The organism is Methylobacterium sp. CM6257 (assembly GCF_054611515.1).
This window is the reverse complement of sequence record NZ_CM137735.1, coordinates 6,232,901-6,249,317: the sequence shown is the minus strand read 5'-3', so window position 1 is coordinate 6,249,317 and position 16,417 is coordinate 6,232,901. Positions and strand designations below refer to the sequence as shown.

The 16,417-nt window shown below is 61.0% G+C and carries 15 protein-coding genes and 1 pseudogene; 11 read left to right on the top strand and 5 right to left on the bottom strand.

Features of this window, described 5'->3' with window-relative positions; translation table 11 throughout:
- Positions 1–16: 16 nt before the first annotated feature.
- A pseudogene (locus ACYCO6_RS30415) lies at positions 17–355 on the top strand (integrase core domain-containing protein); the annotation flags it as partial.
- 191 nt (positions 356–546) lie between these two features.
- Here the strand turns inward: ACYCO6_RS30415 and ACYCO6_RS30410 are convergent.
- Positions 547–972 (bottom strand): hypothetical protein, encoded by a 426-nt coding sequence (locus tag ACYCO6_RS30410; protein WP_459773787.1) that lies wholly within the window; start codon positions 970–972, stop codon positions 547–549.
- A gap of 269 nt (positions 973–1,241) precedes the next feature.
- Between ACYCO6_RS30410 and ACYCO6_RS30405 the strand changes: the two genes are divergently transcribed.
- Positions 1,242–1,487 (top strand): hypothetical protein, encoded by a 246-nt coding sequence (locus ACYCO6_RS30405; protein ID WP_459766342.1) that lies wholly within the window; start codon positions 1,242–1,244, stop codon positions 1,485–1,487.
- Between the two features lie 12 nt (positions 1,488–1,499).
- Here the strand turns inward: ACYCO6_RS30405 and ACYCO6_RS30400 are convergent, their stop codons facing one another.
- The gene (locus ACYCO6_RS30400) at positions 1,500–2,489 is read right to left on the bottom strand and encodes an AraC family transcriptional regulator (RefSeq protein ID WP_459766340.1); all 990 of its coding nucleotides are present in this window, start codon (positions 2,487–2,489) and stop codon (positions 1,500–1,502) included.
- A gap of 296 nt (positions 2,490–2,785) precedes the next feature.
- Here ACYCO6_RS30400 and ACYCO6_RS30395 point away from each other — a divergent pair, with 296 nt between their 5' ends.
- Both ACYCO6_RS30395 and ACYCO6_RS30390 read left to right on the top strand, forming a co-directional pair.
- On the top strand, positions 2,786–3,268 hold the full coding sequence (locus ACYCO6_RS30395; protein ID WP_459766338.1) for a hypothetical protein: 483 nt from the start codon (positions 2,786–2,788) through the stop codon (positions 3,266–3,268).
- Positions 3,255–3,662: a Ros/MucR family transcriptional regulator gene (locus ACYCO6_RS30390; RefSeq protein ID WP_459766336.1), complete on the top strand. Its 408-nt coding sequence runs from the start codon at positions 3,255–3,257 to the stop codon at positions 3,660–3,662. The genes ACYCO6_RS30395 and ACYCO6_RS30390 overlap by 14 nt, the downstream gene beginning before the upstream one ends.
- A 585-nt stretch (positions 3,663–4,247) precedes the next feature.
- On the opposite strand, the gene ACYCO6_RS30385 is transcribed toward ACYCO6_RS30390, so the two are convergent.
- The gene (locus tag ACYCO6_RS30385; protein WP_459766334.1) at positions 4,248–5,603 is read right to left on the bottom strand and encodes a TAXI family TRAP transporter solute-binding subunit; all 1,356 of its coding nucleotides are present in this window, start codon (positions 5,601–5,603) and stop codon (positions 4,248–4,250) included.
- Between the two features lie 42 nt (positions 5,604–5,645).
- Entirely contained in the window at positions 5,646–6,035 is a 390-nt protein-coding gene (locus ACYCO6_RS30380) for a hypothetical protein (protein WP_459766332.1), read from the bottom strand.
- A gap of 921 nt (positions 6,036–6,956) precedes the next feature.
- On the opposite strand from ACYCO6_RS30380, the gene ACYCO6_RS30375 reads away from it, so the two are divergent.
- The gene (locus tag ACYCO6_RS30375) at positions 6,957–7,280 is read left to right on the top strand and encodes an ATPase inhibitor subunit zeta (RefSeq protein WP_459766330.1); all 324 of its coding nucleotides are present in this window, start codon (positions 6,957–6,959) and stop codon (positions 7,278–7,280) included.
- Positions 7,281–7,522: 242 nt separating this feature from the next.
- Here ACYCO6_RS30375 and ACYCO6_RS30370 read toward each other — a convergent pair whose 3' ends face one another.
- Positions 7,523–8,389, bottom strand: a complete 867-nt coding sequence (locus ACYCO6_RS30370; protein ID WP_459766328.1) for an HD domain-containing protein — start codon at positions 8,387–8,389, stop codon at positions 7,523–7,525.
- Positions 8,390–8,950: 561 nt separating this feature from the next.
- Between ACYCO6_RS30370 and ACYCO6_RS30365 the strand changes: the two genes are divergently transcribed.
- The 6 genes from ACYCO6_RS30365 (at position 8,951) to ACYCO6_RS30340 (ending at position 16,384) form a co-directional block, all read left to right on the top strand.
- On the top strand, positions 8,951–10,135 hold the full coding sequence (locus ACYCO6_RS30365; protein WP_459766326.1) for an AraC family transcriptional regulator ligand-binding domain-containing protein: 1,185 nt from the start codon (positions 8,951–8,953) through the stop codon (positions 10,133–10,135).
- Positions 10,135–10,461 carry a PRC-barrel domain containing protein gene (locus ACYCO6_RS30360; protein WP_459766324.1) on the top strand — a complete coding sequence of 109 codons (327 nt, stop codon included), beginning with the start codon at positions 10,135–10,137 and terminating at the stop codon, positions 10,459–10,461. The genes ACYCO6_RS30365 and ACYCO6_RS30360 overlap by 1 nt, the downstream gene beginning before the upstream one ends.
- Positions 10,462–10,586: 125 nt before the next feature.
- A complete protein-coding gene (locus tag ACYCO6_RS30355) occupies positions 10,587–11,396 on the top strand; it encodes a universal stress protein (RefSeq protein ID WP_459766322.1) in 810 nt (269 codons plus the stop codon).
- 219 nt (positions 11,397–11,615) lie between these two features.
- Positions 11,616–12,623 (top strand): glucokinase, encoded by a 1,008-nt coding sequence (locus tag ACYCO6_RS30350; RefSeq protein WP_459766320.1) that lies wholly within the window; start codon positions 11,616–11,618, stop codon positions 12,621–12,623.
- Between the two features lie 359 nt (positions 12,624–12,982).
- On the top strand, positions 12,983–13,987 hold the full coding sequence (locus ACYCO6_RS30345; protein WP_459773786.1) for a 2-hydroxyacid dehydrogenase: 1,005 nt from the start codon (positions 12,983–12,985) through the stop codon (positions 13,985–13,987).
- A 3-nt stretch (positions 13,988–13,990) separates the two neighbouring features.
- The gene (locus ACYCO6_RS30340; RefSeq protein WP_459766318.1) at positions 13,991–16,384 is read left to right on the top strand and encodes a glycoside hydrolase family 65 protein; all 2,394 of its coding nucleotides are present in this window, start codon (positions 13,991–13,993) and stop codon (positions 16,382–16,384) included.
- The last annotated feature ends 33 nt before the right edge of the window (positions 16,385–16,417 follow it).

Here is a 16,417-nt window from a genome sequence, read left to right as displayed (position 1 = left end):
TGCCCGTTGACAGGACGCCTTGGTCCGGCTGCGCGGGCGGCCCAAGAGCCTGCGGGTCGACAATGGACCGGAGTTTGCCGGGCGCATGCTCGACCAGTGGGCGTACCTGAACGGGGTCGAGATCGACTTCTCACGACCGGGCAAGCCGACCGACAACGCCTACATCGAGTCGTTCAACGGCCGCCTACGGGCAGAGTGCTTGAACGCTTCGTGGTTCCTGTCGCTGGCCGATGCCCGTGAACGCATCGAGGACTGGAGGTGCCACTACAACGAAGATCGACCCCATACGGCCCTGGGCGGCTTGACGCCCCGAGCCTTCGCCAACCAAGCTGTCACAGCCCGAGAACTTGCATAGGTCGTGGACCACAAACCGGGTCAACTCCATTGGCCCGAAAGCCATACCTCAGGGCGGACCACTTCACTGGGGGCGGATCAGTCCCGAGTTTTTCAACAAAATCGGCCCATTGCCGCCTTTGAGAGCGCTCGGTCGGGTCTTCCGAAGCGGACGTCGAATCCCACGCTGAGACCATCTTGATCTCTCGCGCCTCATCGCGAGCAACGCTGGTAGCCGACCCCTGTTGAATCCTGTTCGTTGTAGTAGCGCCTGAGAGACCCGCTCGCAGGCGCCATCAAGACCTTGACCTCGTTGCCGGCCACGGCGTTCGCGCAGTCGAGGAGAAGAAGCTGACGGTCCCCGGCCGGCCGAACCGATCTGATCTGGCACGAGGCCATCGGGGTTCTCAGGCGCCTGCCGGACACGGTGAATGCCGGCGCGAAGATGTCGACCGGCTTCTTGAACGCCGTCACCTTTCCGTCAGAGGCATAGACATCTGCGCAGTCGCGCCCTTCCAAGACCCAGGCGCCCTGATAATCCGACAGGCCAGCCTGAACCGCCCACGCCTCCGGTACTCCGGCCAACGTTGCGAAGCCTAGCCCGAGCACAGCGGCTCCTGTGACATTTGCAGTTCGCATCGCGACCTCCTCCGATGGCGAGTTAGCCTCTTGGACCGCCCCATACGGGCCTGCTGGCATGACCCGCGGCCAGCCCCAGCATAATACTTATACATTTTCCCTGCACTCTATCTTGATGAACTCATAATTCAGATACATGGTCTAAAATCTGTCACATCTGGCATACAAATTGAGAATTGATATGCTTTTCGCTTGTTTTCAGAGCAATAATTTGTGCGATGATTGTCCTTAGCGACTCGGACACGCTTTTGCCGCAGTGGGATCGTGGCATGGCACTCATCATGGGTGAGTCGCCGATTTTCGAGATCCGCATCACGACCAGCGAGACTGGCAGCATCCTGCGCGCTGCGACGGAGCGCGAGGTGGCTACGAAGGCCGAGATCCTGGTCCGCAAGGTTCACGCACGCGGCGAGTTGATGGGGATCACCATCCTGGGACCAAGCGCGGCGGGTACTGGCCGTCTGAAGGCCTACCTGGAGGATGTCTTGGTCGAGGTTACCCGGCTGAACATCTGAGTTCGCCATCCGTCAGGACGGTTCAGCCGGACACGCCAGGGGCAGCTTGAACCGCTTTTCCGAACGCGCCGCACTCGGTGTCTGACCTGTCCAGCGCCGGAAGGCATGGGTGAATGCGCCGACTTCCTGGAAACCGAGCAGCCAAGCGATGCGTGAGATCGGGATGTGCGCGTCCTGCAGATAGCGCAGGGCAAGGTCTCGTCGCATCTCCTCGAGTACCCGCTCGAAAGTGAGCCCTTTGTCGTTGAGTCGCCGGGACAGAGTGCGCTGGCTCATCCCAAGCCTTAGCGCGATCTCGCCCACACGAGGTCGGCCGTGCGGTAGAAGTGGCGCGACGGCGTTCTCTATCCGTGTCCGCAAGGCTTCCTGAGGGCGTGTATGGCGCGCGAGGGCTTCCTCGCAGTAGTTCAGCAACAGATCGTGCAGATACGAGTCGGCACTGGCCAAGGGCGCGTCACCGGCATCGGCCGCGAAGGCAACTTCATCGGCCAGAGCGCCGTATTCGATCGCGCAGCCGGCAAACGCTCCTATCGGATCGCCTGCCGCGCGACGGGGATGCACCAGGGCTAAGCGGATCGGGCACAGGTTTCGGTTCACGATATGTCGTACGAGCCGGATCAGCCCCGCCATCCAGAACTCGGCTTGGTGGCAGGCATCGTGCCTGCACAGGCCGACGTAACTCAAACGGATGCCAACCTCGGCGGCTCGAAGGCAGGTCGGAACGATCGCCTCGTTCGTGAGGGCGCTATAACGCTCCGCCCGAGCGAAGGCATCGCGCAGGGTCGGTGCGGAAGCCATGACATAGTAGACCAAACCGATTTCGCGGACCTCAAGATCGAGGCCGAGGTGAAAGCCGAGAACATCGTCCCTCAGCGCCTCGGCCAGAAGGTTAAGCAGCACGGCTTGGCTTCTGGCACCGACCCGGGCGTACGGGTCCGCGATTTGGTGTGACGTCAGCCCTGCACGAGACAGAAATGGCTCAATGGCGACGCCGTATGCCATTGCGCGGGCGACTACCAGCCGGGCGAGAGCACCCGTCGCACTTGGCGGCATAGCGAGCGATGCCTCCCGGGGCGGCGGTCTGCGCGTGGAAGCGGCTGCGGCCATGATTGGCATGACGCACCAGCGATTTGGCCGATGATAGCAAGACTGATTACGCATGTCCCTGATACAGACGCGAGCGGTCGACAATAGTCATCGACCTTCTCGCACTGCCCAGTCCGCTCCGAACCCGAGCCGCAGCCGGTCCGGCAAGCCAGCCGAGCTGGATCGTTCAGCGGATTGCAACAGGAGCCATCATGGCCTTTGCCCGCAGACGAGCCCCTTGGGCTCGTACCATCCCCGACCTGCACCGCTCGCTCGTCCGGGCCTACACCCAGCTGATCTTTATGCCGGTGCAGTCGGACGGCTCTAGGTCGGCCGTCATCGCCCGCTTTGGTACTCGGGACGTGTGCCTGGTCGAGAACATAGCCGCGGAAGCGGCACCTGAAGATATGATGCTACGGCTCGAGCTCTTCGACCATGCCGTCGGCCACGCTGTCGAGAGCGTGACCTGCAACGACTTGGAAGAAGCGGAGGCAGCGATCGGCGTGCTCGTGACAGACCTCGCACGACTCTCGGAGGAGCTCCACGGTCTGGAAGTCATCGGCCCCTGGTTCATCGAGGCCAGAACCTTTCCGAGCTGGCCTGAAGGCGAGAGGGCCGTCTGCCTGCTCGATGCTGCCGAAATCTGGTTGCGTGCCGGATTGCCAAGCCGGGAGGCCTCCTATGCCCGCGCTTGAAGAGCGAGTTTTGATTGCCGTCACGGCCGCCATCGTCGAGGCCTACAGCGCGAATAATAGCCTCCCCGTGAGCACGTTGCCGCCCCTGATTGCGACGGTTCATGGGGCGCTCAAATCCCTCCAAGCAGGTCGGCCTACGAGCGTGGGGCAAGCGGATCAGCCAACTCCGATCCAAATCCGGCGCTCGATCACTCCGGAGGCCCTTATCAGTTTCATCGATGGCAAACGTTACAAGACGCTTAAACGCCATCTGGCGAGCCATGGTCTGACCCCGTCCGGTTATCGGAAGCGTTTTGGCTTGCCCGAAGACTACCCTATGGTTGCGGAGGTGTACCGGCAGCACCGGTCAAGGATCGCAAAAGCGATTGGTCTGGGTGTTCCGATTGGCAAGTAATTACTACTACAGACCTTTGTATGCGGATTGCAAGACATTCCGTCCTGAAATCTGGCGGCTTGGACGCTTGTTATTGTCGGATGGCCAGTGATTTAGTCGGATCTCGCTAGATTGTTGCGAGGAAGAATCTATTGGTCTATTTAACGGTTGTTCTAAGGCCCCGATTCTGCTCGCACGCGTCCAATGTATCAAATATCACGACCTCGGGGCCGTCTGCACTGGAGCAACGCGTTCCCAATCCAGGAGAAAGGTCAATATTACTGCAGGTATAGCGAGCGGTGAGTCGTGACGCCAACAGAGCGTTCACCCTGCTGCACTTTTCTTTGTTGTAAATTGGGTCGGATTTATAGTAATATCTGCCGATTGTGTTCATATGGCTAGCCGCAAGAGCAGCCGGCGGGCATGTAGTGGCGGCCACAATCAGCAAGAACGAGTTTTTCGACGTCATACTGACAAACCTTTTGGGTGATTTCGCCATATTTATCGGCGAACAATTTTGCACGTCGAAATCGGTGGCGGATATAGTTGTAAATTTGATTTATTTTATTTTCTGTAAATATCAGACAATGGAATGCGCGATGTAGTTCAGCTGCACGTGCCGCTTACCGTATTAGTGTCTTGTGCACCCGCGCTGCCCTGCCGCAAGTCGCTAGCCCGCAAGAGCTCCCTCCGCCGTGTCGCAAGCGCATGATCGATGTAGCTGATGGCCAAATGGATCACTGCCGCTTGCTGCTCATTGATGCTGCCCTGTGCCGCCTCGGCTGCAACGCGTCCCACGATCTCATCTACGGTGCTTCGAATCCTATCGTGTTCGGCCGGCGAGCCGGCTTGCTCGATCGGTGAGATGATTTCCTGCGCCCGGGACAGGATGAAGGGGGCGTCCGGGATTTGCGAGAGACCAAGGAAGCGCAGGATGATGGCCAGCACGGAGCCAAGTGCGCCCGCCAGCGCCGGCCCATACCAGACCCAATCACCGTAGCGCTCCATAAACGTGGTCTCCTCGCCATCGTAGAAGACCTTGGCACCGGGATGGAGCGGGATGATCGTGTCCTTATCGGTGCTCGCAGCCTCCACCAGTCTGGCGATGGGCGCATCGGCGACAAGCTTCTGACGCTCATCAAACAGGTTGCGGGTCAGCTGCGTGATCGTGTCGTCCGAGATCGTCCGGGCCGCGACGAGATAGGTGGCGACCTCCAGTGTGGTGATGCTCTCATCCGGCAGAGCAGGCGAGCCGCCGAACTGACCGGCCGCGATCTCTCCGGCCTCATAGGCTGGTTCCGCTGCTGCAATGACCTCGGCCTGTTCGATCTCTAAAAAGGATAGGTTCCTGTGGCTCGCGCGGCGCACCGCTGCCCAGTTTTCCCTGACCGTGGGTCCGCGGGTTGTGGGCACGACAAACAGGAGTGCGTCGACCTTTCGGCCTTTGATCGCGCTCGAAATCTCGACAGGCACCGGCGGAAGCGGTCTGGTCTCGACGGACACACGATAGTGGCGCTGGAGAGTGGCAAGGAGCAGATCGTTCGCAGTCGGCGGGCCGATGACGCCCAGCATCTTGCCGTTGAGATCGGCGAAGTCGCCGACCCTGGTCTTGTTCGGCGTGATGATTGTCACCGGATCCTTGTGCAGGATCGCGATCGCGTGTGCCTTCTCCGAAGCTGCCCCGTCGCTGCGGATGATGGCGAGTTGCGCCTCACCTCTGGCTAGCCGGTCAAGCGCTTCCACGGGGCCACTGGTCGCGAGCAGGGAAAGGCGAATGGGTGCTCCGTCCGCAGCCAAGGCCCGGCTCCAAGCGGCGGCGAGTTGTGCATCCTCGAATCCGGCGGGGCCGACGGCCAGGGTCAGGGTCGTCGGTTTCGAGAAATGGTGCCAAGCCGCAAGGCCCAACCCAGCGACGAGGCACAAGCCGGTCAGGACGATGACCCATCGGAGCGACTTGCTCATCGAGAGTCCGCACTTCTACCGATCGTATCAGAAGCTTGCCAGTCAGTAGGAGCGGCAGGCGCCTGCATATCGGTCGTAGTAGGCGTAGGGCCCGCAGCCGCCATAGGTCGCACCATAGGCGCCGGCTACAGCGGCGGCTCCGACCCCGGCGGCAGCGAGGCCATAACCGTAGGGTCGATAGCCATAGCCGTACCGCCCGTATCCGTAACGCCCATATCGACCGTAGCCATAGCCGTAGCGGCCGACTCGGCCATACCCGCCGCGATAGCCGCCTGCCACCGCGCCCCGATAGCCGCGGAACCCGCCTGCCCGAACACCGTGGAACCCGCCGCCCCGGAACCCGCCACCGCCGCGAAAGCCGCGAGCGTCGGCCGCCACGCTGATCACCATCAGGGCCGCGAACGCCGCAGACGTGATCAGGAAAGTTTTCATGAGGGAATCTCCTCACGTGAGGGCAACAAGACCGGTCTAAGCTTGCTCGTCTAACTGCCTGCCTAGACACTAGACCCCTGAGCAGCCCCATGGCCGCAGGGTCTATTAGCCCAGTGCGGCAGCGTCGCTTGATCCCGCGGGACAACTGGCAGGGTCCTGGGCCTGAACTCGGGGCGTACTCGGCCCCAATACCGTCCTCTATAAGTCACAAAGAAAATCATCACTTAAGTCCCAGGCGATCAAGCGCGGGTTTATATCCCGCTTATGGATTGGCTGGGGCCACTGCGGCTAATACTGCAAGGTTATAAAAATCATCATGCTTGAGCGATCGTCACGCAAGTTCAGCCCTATTGCTCAGATCGGTCTGGCGGCAGCAAGCTCTGGAGCGCCGGCGGACCTCCCACTGGGTCGCTACATCGCTGGCTCTAATGGACAACTTGGTCGGCCAGCGACGTTGCCGCGCAACCGTGCAAGCGGAAAACTGCTGATGGCAAGCAGTTGCTGCTGGACACCGAAGCATACGTCCCGATCCTGTGGTCCGAACCAGGCGCGACCTGATGGCCTATCGCTTTCAGAAATAGCGATGGAGGCGGACAATGGTTTGGTCGGCCGCCCGTGAACTGGCTCTGACAGAACGCCGCATCGTCAAAGAGGAGGCTCTTCGGATCGTGCAACTTGTGCGCATTGCGGATCGGATGAGGCGCGGACAAGACACCGCCGGGGCCGAGCAGGTGCTGCGAGACATCGAGGAACACCTCACGGGCTTACGAGCGCGGCGGGCGTCTCTTACGGTCGCGCGGGGCTTTTGAGGTCCGGACACGGTTTGGATCCTTCCAGCAACATTCATCGCAACGAGAGACCAGACTCGGGCAACGCAAGCCGCTCAGTTGCATTCAAACTGCGACAATCGGAGAATTCCAGATGACCAGCATCGACGATCCAGGGAGGATATTCCTCCGCAACAAGCTTCTCGGGCGGTGGACCGCTGAAAAACTGGGAATGGCAGGCCAGGATGCCGAAGATTATTCCGATGCGCTCGCATGGGCAGCTTTCGATCCCGAGCGCAGCGACGTGTTCAGAATAGTTCGTAGGGACTTTGATGCGGCAGGCGTGGCCCAGACCGACCAGCAGATCCGGGAAGTCATGACCGAGTGCTTGATCAAAGCCGGAAAGGTGATGTCAAAAGGAACTGAAGACAGCGTCCGCGGCGCAGAGGTAATACTCGCGCGCAAGCTCATATTGTGATACCCGCCGTTGTACCCCCCTTCCGCCTCGAGTACAGGCGAAAGCGCGGCACGCGCTTTCGTTTAACACTGTAACAGTGTTTGAAGTCCGGCGCTCGTATTGCTGTGTAGTCACCGGATTCAAAGGCGGCCCTCTGCGTTGAGGTGATGGAACGCTCACCCAGCTGTCACCGAATCGAGCCTGAGACTGCAGCCTTCAGCCCCGATTTCCGTCCACCTTCAAGACGTCTCGTACGGAGCTTACTACTCCTGACAACATTCGAGAGCCGTCAAGGAATCAAAATTGGTTGAGTGCCCTGCCCGGAAGACATTGGCCTGCAAGCCGGCGATCCATTGGCGTCCGCTCACCGTCACTTCGAGGTACTTGAGTGCACCCTCCAGATGCGAGGATACGCTCCGCCAAAAGAAATCCGGATACCGCTCGACTAGATCGGCGGGCGATGAGTAGCCCAGGGCTGCATTCGTCCCGGCCTCCTCGAACTCATAAAAGAGAGCATTGGCTTTACGCAGGTACAGAGGATCTCCCATCTGCCCGATCAGATCGGCCGCCCGGACTAAGCAGACCTCCTCATCAGAATGGCTGCTGGGATTGCCGGGCTTACATGGAAAGCGCGTTTGCTCGACCGCGCGTATGATGCGATCGGCATCAAGCAAGTCCGATTGGCCGAAGCGGGCAGCGACGAACAGCTTGGAGCGGTCGACATGGTAGGCGGTCAGCGCTGCATCCGAGGCGCCACGCGGCAGTAGTATGCGGTGGCCAGCATCGTCGATGATGCAGCCTTCCGCAGGGCTGTCGCCCTTCAGGATGCCGCGAACGTAGCCGATGTCGTGCATGAGGCAGGCGACCAGTAGGTGCGCCCAGTCAGCGGGTGTGACAGGCTCAAGCAAAGTTTTGCCACGCAGGATGTCGAGACCAACCTGCGTCACGAGTAGTGTGTGCTCCAAATCATGATAAAGAGCATCAGAGTTCGCGAGGCATTCCAAAGCGAGACGCGCGGCAGCACCGACCTTCTCGGCTAATGGCGCTTGGCTGGAGCCGAATGTGCTCTGGAGTTCGGCCGCCAAGTGGGCACCGAGTGCTTGCGAGGCGAGATGGGCAGTCGTGATCATATCGGCGCCTCCGTAAAGCGGCCCCGTGCACCCTAGGTCCGCTCTTTGGAAGATATTCGGAAGACCGAAGGACATTTTGAAAATTCAGAATATACAGATGCTCTCCGCCGTCAACGCAATTTGCGCATCGCTCGCCCCGAGCAGAAACTGTAGCATGTCCGTTGAAGTAGGATGCCGCCCATCTTTGTCAGGGCAGGACTTGCGAACTGCGCGACGTCAACTCCGAGCCCTGCTCCTCTAGATTGTAGTCAGGATCCACGATGGGATCTTGCGCGCATTCGGCACAGGTCGGCTCAGAGCGATCCGATCACGTCCGCGAACTCTACGGAATCGAGATCTCAACCGATCTGGTCAGCGCCGTCACCATCGCGACGCAGGAGGTCGCCGCTTGGCAGGCCGGGCCGCTGAAGCCGGACTGCCCGATTGTGTCTTGCAGCGTACCGCAGACCAAGACGCACCGCGAGGTCCTCGTAGAGGTCCTCGGCCTGAGGCAACTCCAGTGTCCCGTTCGATCAAGCAAACATCGGCGGCTCAGCTCATCTGGCGTGGGAGGATGCTGCCATGCTCTCGTCCGCTACCTTACGCAGTGACCTCTGCTTGAAGAACGCGGCCTCGGTCAAGCCCGGTTGCGCAACCGACAAGGCTCCCTCTCCTGGCTTCGTCCACGTCGACGCCGTACAGACAGCCCAACTCGCCTTGGTCGAACTCGGCGTTGATTTCAACAGCCTCGTCGCCGAAGTTGGTCTCAATCCTCAGCTGCTCAAAAGCCGCACCAAGTTCGTTCCGTTCACCGCGATTGGCCGCCTCATGGCCTTGGCAGCCGGTCGCATGCGCTGCCCACATCTCGGGATCCTCGTAGGGCAGCGCACCACTTTGGCTTCGCTTGGGCTACTCGGCTCGCTTCTGCGTAACTCCGAGACAGTCGGGGATGCTTTGCGGGCTCTTGAGACGCATCTGTGTGTCCGGGACCGAGGCGGTGTGATCGGGCTCGGCGTCTACGGCGAGACCGCCGTCCTCAGCTATGCACCATATGAGCCCGAGGCCGAGGGCGCCGCTCTGCATTCGGAGCGCGCCTTGGCCAAGGCGACCAACGTGCTGCGGGAGCTGGGCAGGGCCGATTGGGCTCCGCTGGAGGTGCTGCTGCCGCGGTCTGCGCCGCTCAACACGGCGCCGTACCGGACGTTCTTCCACGCACCCGTCCGGTTCGACCAGGAAATGGCCGCCTTGGTGTTTCCGGCGACGCTCTTGATGCAGCAGGTCGCGGGCGCGAAGCCCGGTGTTCACCGACGCGTGGAGGCCCGCATCCGCCGGCTTGAGGCGGCTCAGCCCTCCACGCTGAGCGACGAGCTTCGCGAGTACCTCCGAATCGCAGTAACCCGGCAGCGCTGCAAGGCGGAGCGCGTGGCGCGCCTGCGGCTGGTGACCCGCCGCACCTTGAGCCGGCGTCTCAGAGCCGAGGGCACCAGCTTCCGGCAACTCGCGGATGAGGCTCGGTTCCGAGTGGCCAAGCAACTCCTGGCCGATACTTGCATGAGCCTGACATCAATCTCGACTGCTCTGAACTTCTCGGAGCCTTCCGCTTTCACCCATGCCTTCCGACGCTGGACGGGGATGGCGCCGAGCGCGTGGCGGCAGGCGAACCGGCCCGTGGGGAAAAGCGCCCAGCCTCGGGAGGAACCCTACCCAAGGGGGAGGAATGACAGACGATGCGACGGTACGTTTGCACCTGGGCCGCCGCCCTCCTGATGTTCGCGAGCGATGTGCGCGCACAGGAGGTCCGCTCGTCGCTCGTGAACCAAGCGGACTCGCGTATGCAGAGCAGTGCGGCTTCGCTGATCCCGACCCTGCGCGGACGCTGGCTCTACGCCGATCACAGGCTGGTCGTCGGGCGCGTGCGCGATGTCAGGGTTTCGCGAGATGGCAGTACGCTGATTGCGGTCGTCGCCCGCCGGCGCTGGCTCGGTGGCGGGGAGGTCGGCATCCCGGTCCCGCTGCTGCATCAGCGCGACAATGATCTTACCGTCAAAGGCACACGCGAGATTATTCGGCAATTCCCATCGCTTGAGCCGTGAGAGACCAGGGCTGATGGGTCGAGCATAATTATGTCATACGGAAATCAATTCATCGCGTATGAAGTATGGTTCACTCAGCAATCTCAGTGCGCAGTACAGACGTCGGCATGTGGGGAGACGAAAAAATGACTATCGCGAGCATAATGGTCTCCCTTGACCTAGGGGCTACGGCAGCCGCTCGCGTTCGCCTTTCGGCCGGTCTCGCCAAGCGCTTCGGGGCCACGCTCACCGGCGTCGCAGCCCGCAAGATCCCAAATCCTGGGCCGGGCGATGACCTCGAGTCAATCCAGGCGGCCTACAAGGAGGAGCAAGCCAAGCTCAGTGAGGATTTAATGCGGTGTCAGAACCTCTTCGAGCAGAATTGTGGCGCCGGAATCCGGACAAAGTGGTTGCAAGCGGAGGCTGATGCGGCAAGTTTTCTCGTCCGGCAGGCGCTGGCTGCGGACATCGTGGTTGTTGGGCGCGAGAAGGACGACAGAGCCGGAGACACGGCCACCTCGCCCGGTGCTGTGTTGATGGAAGCCGGGCGTCCGGTGCTGATGACACCGCCCGGCTCAGATCACCTCAAGGCCGAACGAATTGTCGTGGCTTGGAAAGACGCGCCCGAGGCACGCCGCGCGGTCTCGGCCGCCCTGCCGTTCATCCGATGCGCAAAACAAGTCCACGTTGTGAGCGCAGGCGAGGAGGCCCGCTTCGACGGTGCCGAGCAGGTCGCAGAGTTTCTTAGCCGCCACGGCGCACAGGTTGCCACGCAACTGTTGAATGCGACGAGTCGGAACGTTGCCGATGAAATTCTGCGCTTCACAAACCGAACCGATGCAGACCTCGTGGTGATGGGCGGATATGGCCGCTCTCGCCTGCGGGAGTGGCTGTTCGGTGGTGTGACGCGAAATTTTCTCCAGAGCTCGTCTGTTTGCTGCCTGATGAGTCATTGACACCCGAGGTTCCGGCCAACATGGCAGTGGCATATTCCTCGCTGTTTCAGGCCCGGACAGTAGCCATAGAGACGGCTTTGCCGAGTACGGCCGAGGTAGTCGCACCCGCTGCCGACACAAAGGCGAGCTAGTTGCGGAACGCACCGCGGTCGCAGACGCGGCTACAACCGATCAGCTGCTTCAACGTACTCGCTCACGGATGCAAATGGGTATTTCAGCATGTTGGAGTTCCCGGTTCTCGTAGGCGATATCGGCGGCACCAACGCCCGGTTCGCCCTGATAACGAGGAAAGGTGGTAGTCCTCACCTGCTCAGTCGCGAGATGACGCGCCAGCACGCCGATCTGTCGAGCGCGATCCGCGTCGCACTGGCCAAAGGTGCCACCGATGGGCCGTCCCCGCGCTCGGCTATCCTCGCCATCGCTGGCCGCGTCGACGGTCCGGCACTGCACCTCACCAATGCTGGCTGGGTGATCGAGGTAGCCCGGGTCGGATTGGATTTTGACCTTACATGCGTCGTCGTCGTCAACGACTACGTGCCCGTAGCTGCCGGCGCTGCCGCCATCTCGCCGGACGACCTCACTCCGATTGGCCCGACTTGCCGGGAGGCGAAGGGCGCGCGCCTCGTTCTCGGCCCCGGCACCGGCTTCGGCGCGGCCGCTCTCGTGCCATATGCAGACTGCCTGGCGATCGTCTCGACCGAGGCTGGACACACAGAGCTTGGACCGACTGACGACTTCGAGGAGCGCATCTGGCGTGCGGTCGAGCGCGTTGAGGGGCGCGTCACAGTGGAGGCGCTGCTCTCCGGGCCCGGTCTCGGGCGGCTCTACGCGGCGGTCCGGCACGTCCGCTCCGGAGCGCCACAGACTAAGCTTGACCCGGCCGCGATTACCCGAGCCGGACTCTCAGCGGAAGATCCGCATTCGGCTGAGGCCCTAGACCTGTTCGCCCGTATCCTTGGTCGCGTCTGTGGCGACCTTGCCCTAACGTTCCTCGCTACTGGTGGTGTGTACATTGGCGGCGGCATTGCACCGCGGATCGTACAAGTTCTGCAACGGGGCGGATTTCGCGAAGCGTTTGAGCGCAAGGCGCCCTTCGCCAAGATGATGCGCGCGATCCCGACGAGCGTGATCACGGTCCGAGACCCGGCGCTGACGGGCCTTGCCGCGCTGGTGAGTGAAGGGACGAGGTTCGCCTATCACGGAGAGGTCTGGCGCGCGGCGGACTGACCACTGGCCTGGCCCATGGAGCTTCGGCCGCATCATCGCGCGCTGGTCGCACCAAGTTCAGTCTTTGTCGGTAGTACTGGCGCTGGCGACAACCGGTCGCCCGGACTGATCGACGTCCTTGTTGATCGAGTGTCCTCATTAATCAAGCGCAAGAGCTCACCCCGTGTGAGATAGGCGGAAAGAACGAAGGCAAGCTTATCTTACCATGCACTGCGCGGCAGGCATCGCAGCACACGCGGGTTGAGCAAGAGGTGGCTGATTATATGTGGAACGGGCCGTATTCTTAAGGACCGATATCCACTTCGCTCGACGAAGCGCTGGCAGACGGAACCGCAGCGCCTTAGTAGGGAGGCATGAGCATGCGAGTTGCAATGTTCAGCGCGAAAAACTATGAGCGCGCGCTTCTGAGCGAGCTCAATGCGAGACACGGTCATGAACTCGTGTATCTCGATGCGCTGCTCGAACCCGAGACCGCATCACTTGCGGAGGAATTTCCGGCGGTCAGCGTCTTCGTCAATGACACCGTTGACCGCGCCGTTCTCAAACAGCTTGCTCAAGGTAGAACGAAGCTCGTTGCGACACGATGCACGGGCTTCAACCATATCGATTTGGAGGCTGCTGACGAGTTCGGAATTAAAGTTGTGCGAGTTGCCAATTATTCCCCCAATTCGGTAGCGGAATTTGCAGTCGGCCTGCTCTTGGCGCTGAATCGAAAGATCCACCGGGCTTACAATCGAACGCGAGAGGGGAACTTTAAGCTCGATGGTCTGATGGGGTTCGATCTCGTCGGGCGCACTGTGGCGGTGATCGGAACCGGAAAGATCGGCACCATTTTCGGCCGGATCATGGCCGGCTTTGGCTGCACCGTGCTTGGGTTCGACGTGCACCACTCACCCGAGTTTGAGAGGATCGGCGGCCGCTACGTTGATGCCGAAGGGGTTGAGACGGCGGACGTCATCTCGATGCATTGCCCGCTCACGCCCGAGACCTATCACATCGTCGGTGCGCGAACGCTGGGGCGCGTGAAGCATGGTGCCCTCCTGATCAATACGAGCCGCGGCGGGTTGGTCGACACCGATGCGGCGATCGACGCGCTCAAGTCAGGCCGACTCGGCGGAATGGCGATCGATGTATACGAACAGGAGGCGGATCTGTTCTATCGAGATCTTTCGAGTTCCGTAATTTCCGACGACGTTATTCAGCGCCTTATCTCATTTCCGAACGTGATCGTGACAGGGCACCAGGCCTTTTTCACGCGCGAGGCGCTGGAGACAATTCTTGGAACAACTCTCGAAAGCATCTCGGAATTCGAATCCGGCCGAGCTCTGACGAATCGAATAAGCCGCAGCCGCTCGAATGGATGATCTATGCTGCGCCCACGCTACATTCCGCCCATAGATATCTTCCCGCCGAACCCCTGGGCGTTCGAGGCCGTCCGTTACGACACGAGACTTGCGCGTGAACTGACCGGACAAGCTGAGACGATGTTTGCGCTTTCGAACGGATATGTTGGTATCCGCGGCGCAGCGGAGGAAGGCACGCCGGTCCGGGAGGCGGGCACCTATCTCAACGGCTTCTACGAACATCGGCCGATTTCCTACGGTGAGCATGCCTACGGCTTTCCGACGGTTGGCCAGAGTATCCTGAACTGCCCGAACGGTACGGTCCTGAAGCTCTTCGTCGATGACGAGCCGTTCGCCGTGCCGCGAGCCGAGATTCTGGACTACCGGCGCTCCCTCGATCTGAAGACCGGCACACTGAATCGGGACGTTCGCTGGGTGACGGCGACAGGCAAGCGTCTGCACATGCGGACCGTTCGACTGGTCTCCCTCGCGCACCGGCATCTTGCCGCGATCGAGTTCGAGCTGACCGCGGAGGACATGGACGTCGAGGTCGCAGTCTCGTCGGAACTCGAGAATGCTCAGCCGTTGGACACCGACACGACGGACCCGCGTCTCGCGGAAGGGTTCGTCGGTCGGGTTCTGCACCCCACGGGAACACGTTCCGCAGGGCTGCGGGCGATGCTGAGTTACCGGACAGGTAGCTCTGGCTTGAGCCTCGGCTGCGGCATGGACCACAGTGTCTCGTCCGAATGCTCGATCCTCACCGAGCTGGCCTGCGACGATGATGTTGCTGCCGTCCTGTTTCGCTGCACGTTGGCGCGGAACAAGCCGCTCCGCATTTGCAAGTACCTGAGCTACCACTACTCCGATATTCCCGACCCCGCGCAGATCCTGTTCCAAACCGCCTCAACCCTCGATCGTGCGACGAGGCAGGGTTTCGAAGCGATCCTCGAGCGCCAGAGGAGCGATGTCGAGCGCTTCTGGGCGCGAGCCGACGTGACGGTGGAGAGCGAGAAGCCGAGAACGCAACAGGTGATCCGGTGGAATCTCTTCCAGCTTCTGCAGGCCTCAGAGCGGGCGGAAGGTCACGGGATCGGCGCCAGGGGACTGACAGGCCGGACCTACGAAGGGCATTACTTCTGGGATACGGAGATCTACGTTCTGCCGTTCCTGATCTATACGAATCCTGCGATCGCCCGCAGCATTCTCAAGTTCCGCTACGACATGCTCGACAAGGCACGGGCACGGGCTCGAGAGCTGGGGCACAGAGGAGCCACCTTCCCGTGGCGGACCATCAACGGTGAAGAGGCATCGGCTTACTACGCGGCGGGAACTGCGCAGTACCACATTAACGCCGATATCGCCTACGCGATGCGGAAATATGTAGAGGTCACCGGGGATGAGGAGTTTCTCTGGAGTTACGGCGCGGAGATCCTGATCGAGACCGCTCGCCTCTGGTTGGATCTCGGTTTCTTCTCCGACATCAAGGGTGGCCGCTTCTGCATCAACGGCGTGACCGGGCCGGATGAATACACCGCGCTGGTCAACAACAATTGCTTCACCAACCTGATGGCACGGGAGAACTTGCGCTACGCCGTTCGGACGGTGCGCGCTCTGGAGCGCCTGCGCCCCAATCAGTTTGCTGCGTTGGTCGCTCGCACGGGCCTGGATCATGCCGAGCTCAGTGACTGGGAGGAGGCATCCGAGCGGATGTATGTTCCCTACGACGAGCGCCTCAAGGTTCATCCTCAGGATGACGATTTTCTGAACCTCGAGAGATGGAATTTTGCGTCAACGCCAGAGGACAATTATCCGCTCCTGCTACACTATCACCCGTTGAATCTTTACAGGTCTCAGGTGATAAAGCAGGCTGACGTCGTGATGGCCATGCTTTTGCTAAGTAATAATTTCACACATGATGAGAAAAGAAACAATTTTGAGTATTATGACCCTCTGACGACACACGATTCGTCCCTGTCTGTCTGCGTTCAGAGTATCATCGCGAATGAGATCGGGCTCCATCAGAGAGCGCTCGAGTATTTTGAGTTCGCGGCGGCGATGGACATGGCGGATATTGGGGGCAACATGATGCACGGTGCTCATGTCGCCGCAATTGGCGGTACGTGGCTCGCCCTCGCCCATGGTTTCGTCGGACTGCGCGACCATGAGGGGTGTATCTCGTTCAATCCCGTTCTGCCCAACGCGTGGTCGGCCCTGAAGCTCGTCTTGGCGGTGCGAGGGCAGACGGTGCGGATCGAGATCGATCGCTCGTCGGCGACCTATCGGCTTTTGAGCGGCGAGCGATTGGATTTCTCGCACGCTGGTGAAGATTGCGTCCTGTCCTCCGCGGAGCCGGTCCTGACCCGCCGACTCGCGGCGGTGCAAGCGGACCCTCAGGGCTTCATCGAGCGGCACTGACCAGCCCGCGCGCTGCCGGTCGTCAGCGGCGGG